Raw genomic sequence first — 12,982 nt, 5'->3', positions numbered from 1 at the left:
TTCGCTATCCCTTCCTCTCCCCGCTACCTCACGATAGTCAGGCTTGGGAGTCGCTATTGGGTTCACCGGTAGCAGGTGCCCACAGAGGACTTACACCTCAGATGTACGACATGCCCGTCGTACTAAAAAGTGAACCCGAGAGTCTTCTTGGGTTCACTTTTATGTATTCTCCTCACTATTATATAAGAATCACTTAAAATAAAACGAGATAAAATTTGAAAGGACCGAAATGAGCAACATTAAGCCAAATCCAATCAGCCATCGAAGGAAGAGACGCCTCTCCTTTCTTCTTTCTACCTCTTGTTTGTAAAAATAATTTTCCAACTTGATATCCCAGCTTTGATCCAATTGTCCAATCATCGTTGTCATTTGCTCTTGGAATTGATTAAAACGATTTTCCATTTGATTAAAGCGTTCATCAACTTTTTCAAAACGTTCATCAACTTGTTTAAAACGCTCATCAACTTGTTGGAAGCGCCTATCTATTTCTGTCTCCAAATGTTGGAAGCGTAACTTTACATTCTCAAATCCATGGTGCATATCCGATTCGATTTTATCCAGTTTTAAATCAATTTCTGATTTAGAACAACCATCTTGTAGCGTCATACTTCGCAATCTCCTATTCTTATTTGAATCCTCTTTGCTCTCTGATTCTAGAAAACATCCTCCATTTATTTCAGATTGTTTTTCAGCAAGTATCATCTTGACCTCCTTTATGCAACCTCCAGAGTCCAAATTCACCGAAGGGCGTCTTCCAAACGCTATAAACTATTGAATCGTTCAAGATATCAAAACTGAAAAACGGTCATTAGACCTCTACTTTTCTTCTCGTCTTTATTTTACATCTATGATCAGCAATTTTCAAAGAAAAACTGAATGAAAAAGTCAAATATCATGAAAAGACTCCTTGTCTCTAGACAAAACAATTCAATTTTCTTTTAAAATAGGACAGTCTTTTCAGAGCTGTCCTTATTTTGGGGCAAACTGTCCCGCATGTTTCCAAATCCATTCATACCCACCCTAAAACGTTGATTTTACAGCGTTTATGGCAACTTTACCTATTCATATCTATTCATATATACACCATCAAGGGTGCACAAAAAGTCCGCAAATTTTGGCGCAAAAAAAGTCCTGTGACGGACTACCAACATTACGAGTTCAGTAGGCAAGAATTGGCGTGGCGATCAGCTACGCTTTTTTTATTGCCTAAATCAAGTATAACACAATCATATTGGGTCAAAACTGACAAAAATCTGACCCTTTTTTGAGTGCTTTTGGTTAGGCAAGTTCCATCAATCCAATTCAGCCAAACCTCACCAATCACGCTCCCAGACTGTGTTTATAGAAACACGGTCATTTTAGAATACTGTGGAAAATCCATAGGGGAGGGGGGTCGTACGCGAGAAATGCAAATATCTCCGTAATCGACCCCACCACCGGTGGCATAACAAAAATTAAACTCAAATTTTTTCAGGGTGGGGGTATTCTGTTACCTACTGCGTTCTACTGCGACCTGATAGAACGATTTGTTCGGTCAGCCTTCTACAATCCCCTTTCTTTCGTCCTGTGTGGCGTTCTAGTGTGCCATGGGATAAATCTTACCACCTAAGTCCTAACACTTCAAATCGGTATGGTCTCGTTCGTCTGTTGCGATTCTGTGGCGCGTGCTTTGACCTTCACTTGACAAGTGTAGTTGGAACTACTCTTGTTGGATCTAAAACTCTCCCAACGGGTGTCCCTAAAAGTACGCCTGTTGGATCGATAACCTTATCCACCCAGCAACTCATCTAGTTCCTCTATTGCCCTAGTCCTAGCCCGTTGGATGGTGGCTTTGCTGACCCGTAAAGCCCTAGCTACTTCACCCCAGCTATGGCCATTGATGTAGAACAATCTGATAACCAAATTATCCAGCGGATCAGATAAAGATTCAATAGCTTTTCTTAATTCCCAAGATTCATCAAGGCACGCACCATACTCCGCTTTCAGTTCAGCCAATCTGTCAACGGTATTGATGGTTCTATCCTCGGCGGTGTTCCTATTGCTATTACTCCGTGGGCGATTCTCAAACTGCTGGGAAGCTATCGGGTTACTCTCCAAGTATTCGATTTCCCTTTTGATTTCTAGCAACCGTTCAGGGATTTTCTTGAGTCTGTTCAATCGTTTCTTAATATCAGTCATAGCAATATTCTACCACCCTCTAAGCCATAAGGCTTGGGCTTTATCCATGTACTTATGGAACTTTCGCCAGCGTTTTATATAGTCGGGCCATCTCATCCACTTGGGACGTTTGGGAAAATCGCCATAGCTTACATAACCCCTTGGCGGTTTAAAATTCGGCTCTAGCTTTCGGATTTCCTTCAACGCCATATCCCAATAATATGTACAGTCTGTCTTTGCCCTGTTCCGTGTCTGTTTATAGATTCCTTGGCACTCACCGCAAGCCATTGAACCGACAAGTCCATATAGTACCCGTCTCTTTGTACCACAATCAGGGCAAACAAAATACCATTGCTTACCGCCATAGTTGGCTGGTCTTGACTCCAGCGGTATGTACTGACTACCTAAAAACAATGATTCAGCTTCTAAATCGATTTCAAACAGTTCACCATCAACGTACCCTGTGGCGCGTGGATTCTTCATCACCTTTACAAATTGTTCTATGGTTAGCTTCATCATCACTATATACCTCCAAATGCCCAACTATGTAGGCAAAAAGGTAACCCATTTTTGGGCTACCCTCGGTTTGCTATTGATTAGACTTCAACATTCTCCAGGAACTCCGTATAGATTCCGTCATGATCCAAGGCTTTCATCAACTTCAACACGTTAGGCGGTAGAGATTGATCATTAAAGCCATCTACTCCCATCATGTTTAATGTTTTCAAAAGATTTGCGATAGTTGTTTCCGCATTGGCTAAGGCTACGATAAGGGTTTCCGTATCCAACTTGCCTTCTAACTGTGCCAACTCATAACGGTTTAATTGATAGCGAATGTAAAAATCCTGTACCGCTTGGATATACTCGCTTACTGCCATGTTATTATTTCCGATTTGCATTTTTCTACTCCTGTCTATCACCCAGCTTCACCGTCTGCGTATTGATGTAAGCCATCATATTCCTGTTCTGTATCAACTGACAACAATGTCAGCAATGCCCCTTCCTCCATGTTTGAAAGAGAGTTGTAAGCCGTATCATGATCCAACGGAATTGGGTTATCTGATAACAGTCGGTCAATGTAATCTAGTAAATCAATTTCATATAAAGCTACCAATTCCATCAGGTCATCTTTTTCTAACTGATACAGTTGGCCAATCCGTTCTTTTACAAAACGGGCTTCAATATCACCCAAGGCGTTGTCATTTCTAAATGTTGTTAGTGTCATGATTCTATTCTCCTTCAGTCTTTTCTAAACGATTCCCTAGCACTCTTCAAATCTACGTACTCTACAGCGATACCCTCACCAATAGGGTAGGTTCTCACTTCCCCAACTTGGGGAGACTCCAAGAATTCATTGACCTTATTTTCAAAACGCTCGGCGTTACCTCCTACACTCAAAGTAGAACGAGGTATAAAAAGCTTAACTCTCTTTTTGCTCATTTTTAACTCCTTTGTCTAATTTTTCCAAAAGGTGAGATTTTGGGGTGAGATTTTCAAAACCACCTCCAGCCCTTATGTACCAAGGTTTTTAGCCCCAAAATGAGAAGGTGAGATTTTGGTTTTCTATTTTATATAAAATAAAAGGAAATCTTTTTTTGTTCTCTGTATTTCACCCATAATAGAATTAAAAACCTCACCTTCTCACCTAATAAGGAAAAACGTTGTTATTAGTGGGTTTTTAGGGGTTAGGTTTTCAAAAAAAGGTCTCACCCATTTTCTCACTTTCTCACCTATTTATTGTGTTTTTCAATTTTCTTTGTGTATGCCATGGGTTGATTCTTGCGTCTTATCCGTTTCCCAGATTCCATCAATTAAGGTTTCCCTGTCTTTGAGCGCTACTTTTCCACTTCTCAAGCTGTACTTGTTTTTAGTCTCTTTTTCTAAGTGTTGTACAACCTTCCTCCCGAAATTGGTTGTCTTCGGATTGTCTGCTCCAATATCTGACAGAAATGATTTCAGTCGCTCTTTAGCTATGAATAGAGGGACATGCTTCATCTCATGCCATCCGTTAGGGATGTAAAACTCTGTAAGCCAAAGCAGGATGTGGTCATTATCTGCTTTGTAATTCTCAAGGACTTCTTTCACTGCTTCTGGTTCTATGAATTTATCAAAGTTAGGACTATTCAATATCTTAAATAAAACCCATTCTAATAGTTCCCTGTCTTTTAGAAACACTTGCTTGATTTCAGGACGTTCCTTCTGTCCGTTAAAGTCCGCATTAAATGGGACAATACACAAACGCCTGTACCATCCTTGGGATTTGTTTCGGCTATTCGGTAAGGCGTTAGCTGAAAATAAACACAAAGGCTTTAAGGTCAATTCTACGGGCTTTTCATGCTTAGGGTTAACCATGACCGTATCGCCTGTAGCTATACTCATCAAGTCAGCCACCTCGTCCAAATACTTGTTACTAATATCATCCCCAATATTGCAAACCTTACCAAGGAGGGAAGCTGTCTTATGGTCTTCAAACTGAGACGGACGCAAAGCGGATATATTTTCCTGCCCTATCAGATTCTTCAACAAATCTTGATAAGTTCCTTTTCCGTTATTTCCGTCCCCTAGAAGAATGACAATTTTTCCTCTTGTATGATTAGGGTTAATAGCTTCATTCATGATCTGCCATAGAAGCGTAACTACATCCCTATCACCTACTGCGATACCTTCTAGCCACTCATCAAAATCAAACCAGCCCCCTAGTATTGGCTTTTTCGCTTCTGGGTTGTAACTAGTCTTGATTTTACTAGTAATGATATACTGGGGCGCGTGTGGTCTAAAAGTCTTGTCCTTAAGATTAAAGATACCATTGTTCACGGGGATAAGATTTCTATCCTCCAGCGGTCTCCTCATCTTTATCATTGTCCTTAGTTGCATTTCAACCTCTTTGTAGTGAGCAGACTTCAAGCGATTGTCAAAAGCCCGACATAATCGCCAAAGCAAATCCCGACTATGGGAATATATCCCACTATCCCAATCAAATGTATAGACGGGACTACTATCTGAAATCCCACCCCGACCAATAAAGGTGAAATGGCATAGCTTGTTCAAATTCTCTGCAACATCCACAGGGGACGGTATGGGGATTTTTGTTTCCACCTCCCCCTTTCTCGGCCCTTTTGTGATAGTTCGCTCTTCTGTATGCTCTACCCTCCAAAGCTCTCCAGCTTGCTTGATTCTGCGGTACAAATCCGCCATGTTCTCAATCTCGCTAAAATCATGCTCCGCCCCAGCTTGGGTCATGCTTAGGGTCAACTCTTCAATGTTCATCTATAGCCCTAATCTCCTTTTTTCAATTTCTCTTCTCGTAATACTTTCAAAAGTTCTGTCAACCTCTTCCGCCTTCAAGGGTTCAGCCGTGACGCTATTTGCAATATTCGCCAATTCGTAAGCTGTAGCAACATCACAACGGACGTACTTTGAGTATAGAAGTCCTACAAAGCGAGTCAACGCAACGTTTCGTCCTCCCTCATCTCCTAGACCATTCAAAAGAGTTTTAACAACCCGCATGGTGATTGAATCACCACTATAAGTAGTTGATATAGATCCCGAACTTTTAGGAGAAGTTAAACCGACCACCTCAGCCTTTTCAATCTTTTGTATCGGATAGTCCTGACCCAAGTTCTGGAAGCGAATAGCACCAGCCATTGCCTTTGTTTCCACTGGCAATCCTTGCAACTGTGACCATGTAAGAGAAGCACCATCATAAGGGAGACCAATTCTGTCCCCTAACTCCTTAATAGTAGCTTTATAGCTTACCTCGTCCAGCTCTTCACTCGGCTTGACTACCAACCTGTATTTTGGCTTCTCTTGACTGTATGAAATAGTTGGGTAAAGCAAAAAACTGTAATCTTTTAAAACCTCATTCACTGCCTCAAAGAAAGAATGTTGATTCTCAAGATCATCATAATCAAGAAAAATCAAATCACGCGCTATAAGAGTCTTATTGCTTCGTTTATAGCCTCCGTCTGCTTCAGATTCAACTGTTCCAGCAATACAGTAAGGTGCTTGATTTTTCTTCCATTGACCGAGTCCTGCGGTAGATGGGACAGGCACAGGCTCTAAGGTAGCCAAATAGTCCCATGAACTCATATCAGAACCTACAGGGGTTAATCGTCTATTTTGTACTCCTATACTTGTATAAATCATCTTTCTGCTCCTAAAAATTTCAGCACGTCACTAACTCGGTAATAGGCTTTCTTGGTGTTTTCAACTGGGGGCATGTATCTTTTTAGCCCAAGTGATTCCCAGCGCTTCAAGGTGTTGCCGTTGATGTCTAACTCCTCAAAAACCTCCCTCTTGGTCATTAGACCTGTTAGCCTATGGGGGATTTTCTCCCTCACTTTCATGTAGGCTTCAACCTTTTCAAGGATTTCCGCCACTAACTCCCGACTTATTTCTTCACTAAATACCTTCATTTCCATTTTTGTACTCCTCCAGCAATTCATCACGGCGATTCAGGTCAGCCATGATAAGTGTATCTAGGCGCTTACCTTCCGCTTGGTGTTGCGCCTGTAACTCTCTGATACCTTCCAACCGTTCCACGTCATTCCTTGGGATATAGTGACCGCTATTGATTCCACGCCTTGCAACAATCGGTACACCATACCTGGTAATTAAACGGCTGATAATCTCCCGAGTCCTGCGGACGTCAAGCCCTAAGATTTTGGCCAATTCATTTGTATTGATAGGCCTGTCACTCCCTACGGGGATCAGTCGCAACAATCTGATTTCAATGTCTGTCATTCATTCCCTCCGTTCTCCTAGCTGACTAAATTAAGCAAAATGTAATAAATAGCCATAGGATAATCAGAACAAGGCAAACAATCATAACAATAAAGCGGGATAGTTCTAGTTCTATCATTCAAATCCTCCTAGTTGTAATAACGCCCAGCTAGCCAAATATATCGGCCATAATCGGGGTTTAGTTCCATTGTGGTAGTTTCTTCCACGGGTTCAGTTTTCGGTTCGTCTAGGCTGATTCTGGTCGGTCTGTATCTAAGTACCAGCCATAGCAAGACCAACAGAACCAAAATAGCTGCTGCCTGTCCTGTTAGCGATAAGTTCAGTTCTGTATTCATAGCTTTTCACTCCTTTTAAGGTGGCCGGAAAGGCCGATTTTTGTGCTATAATTAAATAAATCCAATAACCTAAGTCCTTTTCAATAACCTTGCCTACTCTGGTGTTGATAGTGATTTGGTTGTTACGATTTTTCTTTTTGTCCTGACTCATTGGCTGATTCCCAATGGGTCTTTTTTTATGTAACCGTATGGGATCCCGTACGGTTGTTTTTTCTGCGGTACCGTTTCGGTACTTTGGGTTTTACCGAACTTGTCTAACGTCGCAAAATGCGACTTTAGGTTTTTTACTATACAATCGTTTTTTTACTTATCCCGCCCTAGTTAGTTTTGATGAAAATAGCGGAATAGTATTCTTTAGTTATGTTCTTGTGTTCGTCCAAGATAGCCCGTAAGGCATAAACTGGGACTGCCATGGTTTGTAGTTCTTCAAACTGTCCTAAGACTTCCAAGACTTGACCAACGCTATTTATCAGCCTGTCATAGTCTGTCAGAACGTCATAGGGTTGGGGTGTTTTTTTGTCTGTCATTTTGTTACCTCCTAACTCATAGCCCACTTACAAACTTATTCAAACGCTCAATCAGTTCCAACTTCTCGGCGCGTGTGCTTGATTCCTGGATAGCTTTAGCCAAGGTGTCAATGTAGTTGTTTTCTGCTTGTTCTAAGGTTGGAAGTGCTTGGGTAGACGTTTCTGCTCCGGCGGGTTCTTCCACTAACTCCCCAGCTATGTAGTAACCTTGCTGACGGATTTCTTTCAGGATTTGCTTGACCCACTTCTTAAATTCTTTAGCAATTGGTTTGCGTGACTGGAACAGAACCTCATATAGACCTTGCTCGGTTAAGAACCACATTTGTTGCCCGCTACGGAAAATTTCCGTAGTAGGGGTATTAAGAATGTTAATACCTACGATAGCTTTTATTTTTTCGTCTTCATCTACCGCCTTCAACATTTGAGTAGTGTTATATTTCCCTTGGCTTGTCTTGCTGTAGTCAATCATCTCCGCTACTGCTCTGGCTAAGAATAACGGTTCTTCGATACTCCCATAAATATCCAACGGGTGACCGTGAAATACTGTTCTAGTCACAACCTCCATAATCTGCTTGTTATCATCTTCAAAAATACTTACCTGTGTTGTCATATCTTTCCTCACCTCTCTATATAGGGCATTTATCTTCTTGCGACTATCTTTATTCGGCCTATGCTTTCCTGCTTGCCATTTGCCAACTGTTCTGGGGTCTATCCCTATACGTTGGCCAATCGCTACCAGATTCAAACCGTGGATAGTTCGCAACTCCTCTATAACTCTGCTGTAGTTGCGTTTCATGTTTCGATTCTCCTTTTTGTGTTTGTAAGGGGTGTATGTAATAGCTACACCCTTAAATTAGAGTGCTGGGGTCGTTACTGCCGACCTCATTTCAAATGCAACCTTACCTAAGCCCGTTTGTTCCTGTTGTAAATTGCCTGTGAAACGCTGATAGGTAGGCCATACCGTTCTTTGACCATCATAAGTTCTACAGTCTCATCAAGAATAGCTTCCCTGTCCTTCAACATATCCTCGCTCATGGCATTCTTTTTGACCATCTTGGGGTAGCCGTATAGGTTGGATACTGCCTTGTTAGCAATAGTATTCGCTTTGATAAGGTCAACCTGTTGCGCGTGTTCTAGGCCATCACTCAAGCGCTTCATGGCTTGCTTTTGATGTTCCTTGTCCAACATTCGAAAGACTTCGAACCCTTCTAGGCCTGTCGCTTGGCGTAAGTTCTTAATCACTTCAAAAATCCAAGACTTAAACGCTTTGGCTTCTTTCTTGCGACTTGAAAAAATCGTCTCATAGATACCAAACTCATTTACTATTAGCATTTCTTGCATTCGGTTCTTGCTATCTTTTATGGGGTGCTTTGAAAGTACCTCATGGGGTAGACGTTGTTTGATTTTCCTTTGATTCAACCCCAAGGCGTTAGCAATATCAGCAAGCACCGCCCACCATTCGCCTTCATGGTCAACAAACCGAATGGGATAGCCGTTCCATTGTTCTGTTTTCATGGTTCTGCTCCTTATGTTTTACAAAAAAAGTTCAACAAATTAAACTTTTTGATTATAAAAAATCTTCAACTTTACAATCAAGAGCGTTAGCAATTCTGATAAGAGTATAAAGCTTTACATCTTTTTCTTTTCCAGTTTCTAAAAAGGAAATAATAGAACGAGATACTTTTGCTTTTTCAGCCAATTCCTCTTGAGAAAGTCTTTGAAGTTTTCTCATTTCTGCTATTCTTTTACCATTCAAGAGTTTTTCCTCCTTCACCAAAAGTTAAATCCATTAAACAACGGACTATGTTGAGTTTAGCGTATTAAACCATTGTTGTCAAGCGGATTAAACAAAATAATTGATATTGTTCAGAAATCGTTGTATAATACACTAAACAAGAGTAGATGAAAGTAGGAAATGATAATGAGAATAGGCGATATTGTAAAAGAATATAGAAAAAGCAACAAGCTAACTATGCAAGAATTTGCCGACAAAATAGGGAAAACAAAAGGATATATATCAATGTTAGAGAAAGGAGAAAATCCTCAAACTCACAAGCCCATTGCTCCAACTTTTGAAACTTTAAAATCAATTGCTGAAGCTATGGGAATAGAAATCAATAGCTTGATACAGAAATTAGACGGTGACCAAGTTATTAAAGTTAATTCAACAAGATACGATTGGGACGATGAAGAGGAAAATTTAAGGGGCTGGGGGACTTACGATTGGGACGGAAACTTTTTTCCTTCTCTATTTCATGAAGAAATTTTCATTGAAATAAAACATACTCTATCTAGCATTGATGAAGTCACTTTTACACGTAACGACATAGAAACGTTCTACTCTTCTTGTATACTTGAAAAAATAAAAATTGCAGATCGTGAAAGTTTAATAAAATATTTAAAAAATTCAATTGAAGGCTTTAATAAATTGATTCACGGTGTATCTGATTTTGATGAAGAGGCATTAGATAGCGGTCTCTTATCAGTGGTTATTAGAGATAGAAATAAATATAAGTTCTACCTAACTAAATTAGAACCTTAACCCACGCACCCGGCGATTCAATCTAATAGCTAAAACTTCATAGATTCATGTAGTCCCAATTCAGGACTACATAGCTTGAAAAAACCTCAAGCTTTCCTTATAAGCGAAAAGGTTAGCATTTATTAGCATTATTATTTTAGGTTCTTTAGAACTCTAAAAAAAGTCAACAATCCCTATTTTCACATTTTGGCCATTTTGACAAAATAGCGACCCCCCCAGCGGTTCTACTTTCTCAAATTCGCCGAAACGGAAGAATAAAAAACCGTGGCGCGTGAGTTCCTACTACAGTCAGCCACCCAGCTTCTTCTACTAACTAAACATTTCATGATACCTAAGTCCTTTTCAATAACCTTGCCTACTGTAGAAAGGAATATCATGAAAATCAATCAAATCAAAAAGAAAAATGGGACTATCGTCTACCGTGCGGATGTCTACTTGGGAACTGATTCAGTAACTGGGAAGAAAGTCAAAACCAAGGTAACTGGGAGAACTCAAAAAGAGGTCAAGCATAGGGCTATGGAAGCCATGGTCAACTTTAAAAACAATGGATCTACACGGGTTCGTTTTGCCAAGGTAGATACTTACCAGGGGCTAGCAGACCTTTGGTGGGACAGCTACAAGGATACCGTGAAAGTTAATACCCAACTAAGCACCAATAACGTCCTTAAACATGTTCTAAGGTTATTCGGGTCGTACAAGTTGGATAAGCTGACTACTCCCCTTATTCAATCAATCATCAACGATTTGGCCAGCAAAACCAATCGGGGAGAAAAAGGCGCTTATCTCCACTATGATAAAATCCACACGCTCAACAAGCGAATACTTCAATATGGGGTGGTTCTTCAAGTTATCCCATTCAACCCAGCTAGGGAGGTCATTCTCCCCCGTAATCTTCAGAAAGCAAAAAAGAATAAGGTTAAGCATTTTGAGAAAGAGGAACTGAAACAATTCCTTGACTACTTGGATAATCTTGACCAAGGGGGGTACCGCTATTATTATGAAACAGTGCTATATAAGTTTCTGCTTGCTACGGGTTGCCGTATCAACGAGGCCTTAGCTTTACACTGGGAAGATATTGACTTGGCTGGTGGGGTTGTATCCATCACAAAAACAATCAATCTAAAAGGGGGCATAAACTCACCTAAATCCAAAGCCAGCGAACGGGATATAGATATAGATTCCCAAACTGTCAGCATGCTAAAAGAGTACAAAAAACGCCAAACCTTGGAAGCATGGCAACTTGGGAGAACTGAAACGGTTGTATTTTCGGACTTTATCAACGAATACCCAAAAAAGGATAATTTGGATTTTCGGCTACAAACTCATTTCAAAAATGCCAATGTCCCAAGGATTGGCTTTCACGGATTCCGTCATACCCATGCCAGCTTACTACTAAACTCTGGAATACCTTACAAGGAACTCCAGCACCGTCTAGGTCATTCCAATATCTCGGTGACCATGGATGTCTACAGTCACCTATCAAAAGAAAACGCAAAAAAAGCCGTCTCATTGTTTGAGAAGGTTATGGGCGATTTATAGGAAAGTCCGCAAAAGGGTGCGCAAATTTATGGTGTAACGAAACGTTACGTCACAAAAACCCTATAGGGATAGGATTTCTAAGGTGTGATAAAGGGGAACTCAATATTTTGGGACAAAATGCTATAATGGTTTTATGAGTGAAATTGAATTGTATCCCGGAGAACGACTAGATCAGTTGTTCACGAGCCCGGTAAAAATTATCCAAAATCGAGAAGTTTTTTCTTATTCGATTGACAGTGTTCTTCTGTCTCGTTTTCCCAAACTCCCTAAAAAGGGTAAAATTGTTGATCTCTGTGCTGGAAATGGAGCTGTCGGCCTCTTTGCTAGTCAACATACCGAGGCAGACATTCTTTTAGTAGAAATCCAGGAGCGCTTAGCAGATATGGCCCAACGTTCTGTAGCCTTAAATAACTTGGACCAGCAGGTTCAAGTTTGGAATATGGATTTAAAAGAACTTCCCCAAGAACTTCCTCCTAGTCAGGTGGACTTAATCCTCTGTAACCCACCCTATTTCAAAGCCAGTGAAACTTCCAACAAGAACCTCAGTCCACATTACCTCTTAGCTCGGCATGAAATTACGACAAACTTGGAAGAGATTTGTCGTGTCGCCCAAAAAGTTCTCAAATCCAACGGTAGATTGGCAATGGTTCACCGCCCAGATCGCTTACTAGACATTTTAAATACACTGCAGGCTTTTAAATTAGCACCTAAACGCCTTCAATTTATTTACCCTAAAGAAAACCGTGAGGCCAACATGATCTTAATTGAGGCGATTAAAGATGGCTCAACGGATGGGCTAAAAATCTTCCCGCCTCTCTATATTCATGAGGAAGACGGATCCTATCGTCCGGAGATTCAAGAGATTTATGGACGCCAATAAGGACTGCATCTATGTCGTACGTTGCCGGGATAACAGCCTCTACACCGGTTACACCAATAATCTAAAACGGCGAATCAAACAGCATAACGACGGCAAAGGGGCTAAATATACCCGTGCCAAAGGTCCGGTAACCCTAGTCTATACCCAAACCTACCCTGACAAAAGCCAGGCCCTTAAAGCCGAAGCCCAATTCAAAAAACTCAGCAAAGCAAAAAAAGAATCCATTATTGAAGAATACCAAAACCGCTTGAAGCCATAA

20 protein-coding genes are annotated in these 12,982 nt (G+C 40.8%); 5 read left to right on the top strand and 15 right to left on the bottom strand.

The window, feature by feature from the left end; translation table 11 throughout:
• Positions 1-197 (top strand): hypothetical protein (locus tag ACXM1Q_RS02150; RefSeq protein ID WP_458515723.1); only part of this gene is annotated, 197 nt, incomplete at its 5' end.
• Here ACXM1Q_RS02150 and ACXM1Q_RS02145 read toward each other — a convergent pair.
• The 15 genes from ACXM1Q_RS02145 to ACXM1Q_RS02075 all read right to left on the bottom strand — a co-directional run bounded on the left by ACXM1Q_RS02145 (position 190) and on the right by ACXM1Q_RS02075 (position 9,518).
• Positions 190-606, bottom strand: coding sequence for a hypothetical protein (locus ACXM1Q_RS02145; RefSeq protein WP_458515721.1), 417 nt, complete (start codon positions 604-606; stop codon positions 190-192). The genes ACXM1Q_RS02150 and ACXM1Q_RS02145 overlap by 8 nt on opposite strands.
• Before the next feature lie 1,161 nt (positions 607-1,767).
• Positions 1,768-2,178, bottom strand: coding sequence for a DUF1492 domain-containing protein (locus tag ACXM1Q_RS02140; protein WP_458515719.1), 411 nt, complete (start codon positions 2,176-2,178; stop codon positions 1,768-1,770).
• Positions 2,179-2,187: 9 nt separating this feature from the next.
• Positions 2,188-2,676, bottom strand: a complete 489-nt coding sequence (locus ACXM1Q_RS02135) for a hypothetical protein (protein WP_458515717.1) — start codon at positions 2,674-2,676, stop codon at positions 2,188-2,190.
• A 77-nt stretch (positions 2,677-2,753) separates the two neighbouring features.
• Complete coding sequence (locus tag ACXM1Q_RS02130; protein WP_458515715.1) at positions 2,754-3,056, bottom strand: hypothetical protein; 303 nt, start codon at positions 3,054-3,056, stop codon at positions 2,754-2,756.
• A gap of 17 nt (positions 3,057-3,073) precedes the next feature.
• Positions 3,074-3,382: a hypothetical protein gene (locus ACXM1Q_RS02125; protein ID WP_458515713.1), complete on the bottom strand. Its 309-nt coding sequence runs from the start codon at positions 3,380-3,382 to the stop codon at positions 3,074-3,076.
• Positions 3,383-3,396: 14 nt separating this feature from the next.
• Positions 3,397-3,597 carry a hypothetical protein gene (locus ACXM1Q_RS02120; protein WP_458515711.1) on the bottom strand — a complete coding sequence of 67 codons (201 nt, stop codon included), beginning with the start codon at positions 3,595-3,597 and terminating at the stop codon, positions 3,397-3,399.
• A gap of 306 nt (positions 3,598-3,903) precedes the next feature.
• Complete coding sequence (locus ACXM1Q_RS02115) at positions 3,904-5,424, bottom strand: DNA primase family protein (protein WP_458515709.1); 1,521 nt, start codon at positions 5,422-5,424, stop codon at positions 3,904-3,906.
• Positions 5,425-6,303, bottom strand: coding sequence for a primase alpha helix C-terminal domain-containing protein (locus ACXM1Q_RS02110; protein ID WP_458515707.1), 879 nt, complete (start codon positions 6,301-6,303; stop codon positions 5,425-5,427). It abuts the gene before it with no gap.
• Positions 6,300-6,572, bottom strand: a complete 273-nt coding sequence (locus tag ACXM1Q_RS02105; RefSeq protein WP_458515729.1) for an XRE family transcriptional regulator — start codon at positions 6,570-6,572, stop codon at positions 6,300-6,302. Before ACXM1Q_RS02105 ends, ACXM1Q_RS02110 begins: the two co-directional genes overlap by 4 nt.
• Positions 6,559-6,879 (bottom strand): DNA-binding protein, encoded by a 321-nt coding sequence (locus ACXM1Q_RS02100; RefSeq protein ID WP_458515705.1) that lies wholly within the window; start codon positions 6,877-6,879, stop codon positions 6,559-6,561. Before ACXM1Q_RS02100 ends, ACXM1Q_RS02105 begins: the two co-directional genes overlap by 14 nt.
• A gap of 273 nt (positions 6,880-7,152) precedes the next feature.
• Positions 7,153-7,386, bottom strand: coding sequence for a hypothetical protein (locus ACXM1Q_RS02095; protein WP_458515703.1), 234 nt, complete (start codon positions 7,384-7,386; stop codon positions 7,153-7,155).
• A gap of 166 nt (positions 7,387-7,552) precedes the next feature.
• Positions 7,553-7,762 carry a hypothetical protein gene (locus ACXM1Q_RS02090; RefSeq protein WP_458515701.1) on the bottom strand — a complete coding sequence of 70 codons (210 nt, stop codon included), beginning with the start codon at positions 7,760-7,762 and terminating at the stop codon, positions 7,553-7,555.
• Between the two features lie 16 nt (positions 7,763-7,778).
• A complete protein-coding gene (locus ACXM1Q_RS02085; RefSeq protein WP_458515699.1) occupies positions 7,779-8,558 on the bottom strand; it encodes a BRO family protein in 780 nt (259 codons plus the stop codon).
• Positions 8,559-8,665: 107 nt separating this feature from the next.
• Entirely contained in the window at positions 8,666-9,277 is a 612-nt protein-coding gene (locus ACXM1Q_RS02080) for a BRO-N domain-containing protein (protein ID WP_458515697.1), read from the bottom strand.
• A gap of 52 nt (positions 9,278-9,329) precedes the next feature.
• Positions 9,330-9,518 (bottom strand): helix-turn-helix domain-containing protein, encoded by a 189-nt coding sequence (locus ACXM1Q_RS02075; RefSeq protein WP_199363882.1) that lies wholly within the window; start codon positions 9,516-9,518, stop codon positions 9,330-9,332.
• A gap of 165 nt (positions 9,519-9,683) precedes the next feature.
• Between ACXM1Q_RS02075 and ACXM1Q_RS02070 the strand changes: the two genes are divergently transcribed.
• The 4 genes from ACXM1Q_RS02070 (at position 9,684) to ACXM1Q_RS02055 (ending at position 12,982) form a co-directional block, all read left to right on the top strand.
• Positions 9,684-10,304: a helix-turn-helix domain-containing protein gene (locus ACXM1Q_RS02070; protein ID WP_458515693.1), complete on the top strand. Its 621-nt coding sequence runs from the start codon at positions 9,684-9,686 to the stop codon at positions 10,302-10,304.
• A 375-nt stretch (positions 10,305-10,679) separates the two neighbouring features.
• Positions 10,680-11,843, top strand: a complete 1,164-nt coding sequence (locus tag ACXM1Q_RS02065; protein ID WP_458515691.1) for a tyrosine-type recombinase/integrase — start codon at positions 10,680-10,682, stop codon at positions 11,841-11,843.
• Positions 11,844-11,976: 133 nt separating this feature from the next.
• On the top strand, positions 11,977-12,723 hold the full coding sequence (locus ACXM1Q_RS02060) for a tRNA1(Val) (adenine(37)-N6)-methyltransferase (protein ID WP_458515689.1): 747 nt from the start codon (positions 11,977-11,979) through the stop codon (positions 12,721-12,723).
• Positions 12,710-12,982, top strand: coding sequence for a GIY-YIG nuclease family protein (locus ACXM1Q_RS02055; protein WP_458515687.1), 273 nt, complete (start codon positions 12,710-12,712; stop codon positions 12,980-12,982). The genes ACXM1Q_RS02060 and ACXM1Q_RS02055 overlap by 14 nt, the downstream gene beginning before the upstream one ends.

It is taken from the genome of Streptococcus sp. 10F2 (genome assembly GCF_054331515.2).
The sequence above is the reverse complement of the archived record's forward strand: the minus strand, read 5'-3'. Positions and strand labels throughout refer to the sequence as shown.

Coding starts and splice junctions, on each gene's coding strand:
- ACXM1Q_RS02145 (WP_458515721.1), bottom strand. CDS start 606: ATGACGCTACAAGATGGTTGTTCTAAATCAGAAATTGATTTAAAACTG.
- ACXM1Q_RS02140 (WP_458515719.1), bottom strand. CDS start 2,178: ATGACTGATATTAAGAAACGATTGAACAGACTCAAGAAAATCCCTGAA.
- ACXM1Q_RS02135 (WP_458515717.1), bottom strand. CDS start 2,676: ATGATGAAGCTAACCATAGAACAATTTGTAAAGGTGATGAAGAATCCA.
- ACXM1Q_RS02130 (WP_458515715.1), bottom strand. CDS start 3,056: ATGCAAATCGGAAATAATAACATGGCAGTAAGCGAGTATATCCAAGCG.
- ACXM1Q_RS02125 (WP_458515713.1), bottom strand. CDS start 3,382: ATGACACTAACAACATTTAGAAATGACAACGCCTTGGGTGATATTGAA.
- ACXM1Q_RS02120 (WP_458515711.1), bottom strand. CDS start 3,597: ATGAGCAAAAAGAGAGTTAAGCTTTTTATACCTCGTTCTACTTTGAGT.
- ACXM1Q_RS02115 (WP_458515709.1), bottom strand. CDS start 5,424: ATGAACATTGAAGAGTTGACCCTAAGCATGACCCAAGCTGGGGCGGAG.
- ACXM1Q_RS02110 (WP_458515707.1), bottom strand. CDS start 6,303: ATGATTTATACAAGTATAGGAGTACAAAATAGACGATTAACCCCTGTA.
- ACXM1Q_RS02105 (WP_458515729.1), bottom strand. CDS start 6,572: ATGAAGGTATTTAGTGAAGAAATAAGTCGGGAGTTAGTGGCGGAAATC.
- ACXM1Q_RS02095 (WP_458515703.1), bottom strand. CDS start 7,386: ATGAGTCAGGACAAAAAGAAAAATCGTAACAACCAAATCACTATCAAC.
- ACXM1Q_RS02090 (WP_458515701.1), bottom strand. CDS start 7,762: ATGACAGACAAAAAAACACCCCAACCCTATGACGTTCTGACAGACTAT.
- ACXM1Q_RS02085 (WP_458515699.1), bottom strand. CDS start 8,558: ATGAAACGCAACTACAGCAGAGTTATAGAGGAGTTGCGAACTATCCAC.
- ACXM1Q_RS02080 (WP_458515697.1), bottom strand. CDS start 9,277: ATGAAAACAGAACAATGGAACGGCTATCCCATTCGGTTTGTTGACCAT.
- ACXM1Q_RS02070 (WP_458515693.1), top strand. CDS start 9,684: ATGAGAATAGGCGATATTGTAAAAGAATATAGAAAAAGCAACAAGCTA.
- ACXM1Q_RS02065 (WP_458515691.1), top strand. CDS start 10,680: ATGAAAATCAATCAAATCAAAAAGAAAAATGGGACTATCGTCTACCGT.
- ACXM1Q_RS02060 (WP_458515689.1), top strand. CDS start 11,977: ATGAGTGAAATTGAATTGTATCCCGGAGAACGACTAGATCAGTTGTTC.
- ACXM1Q_RS02055 (WP_458515687.1), top strand. CDS start 12,710: ATGGACGCCAATAAGGACTGCATCTATGTCGTACGTTGCCGGGATAAC.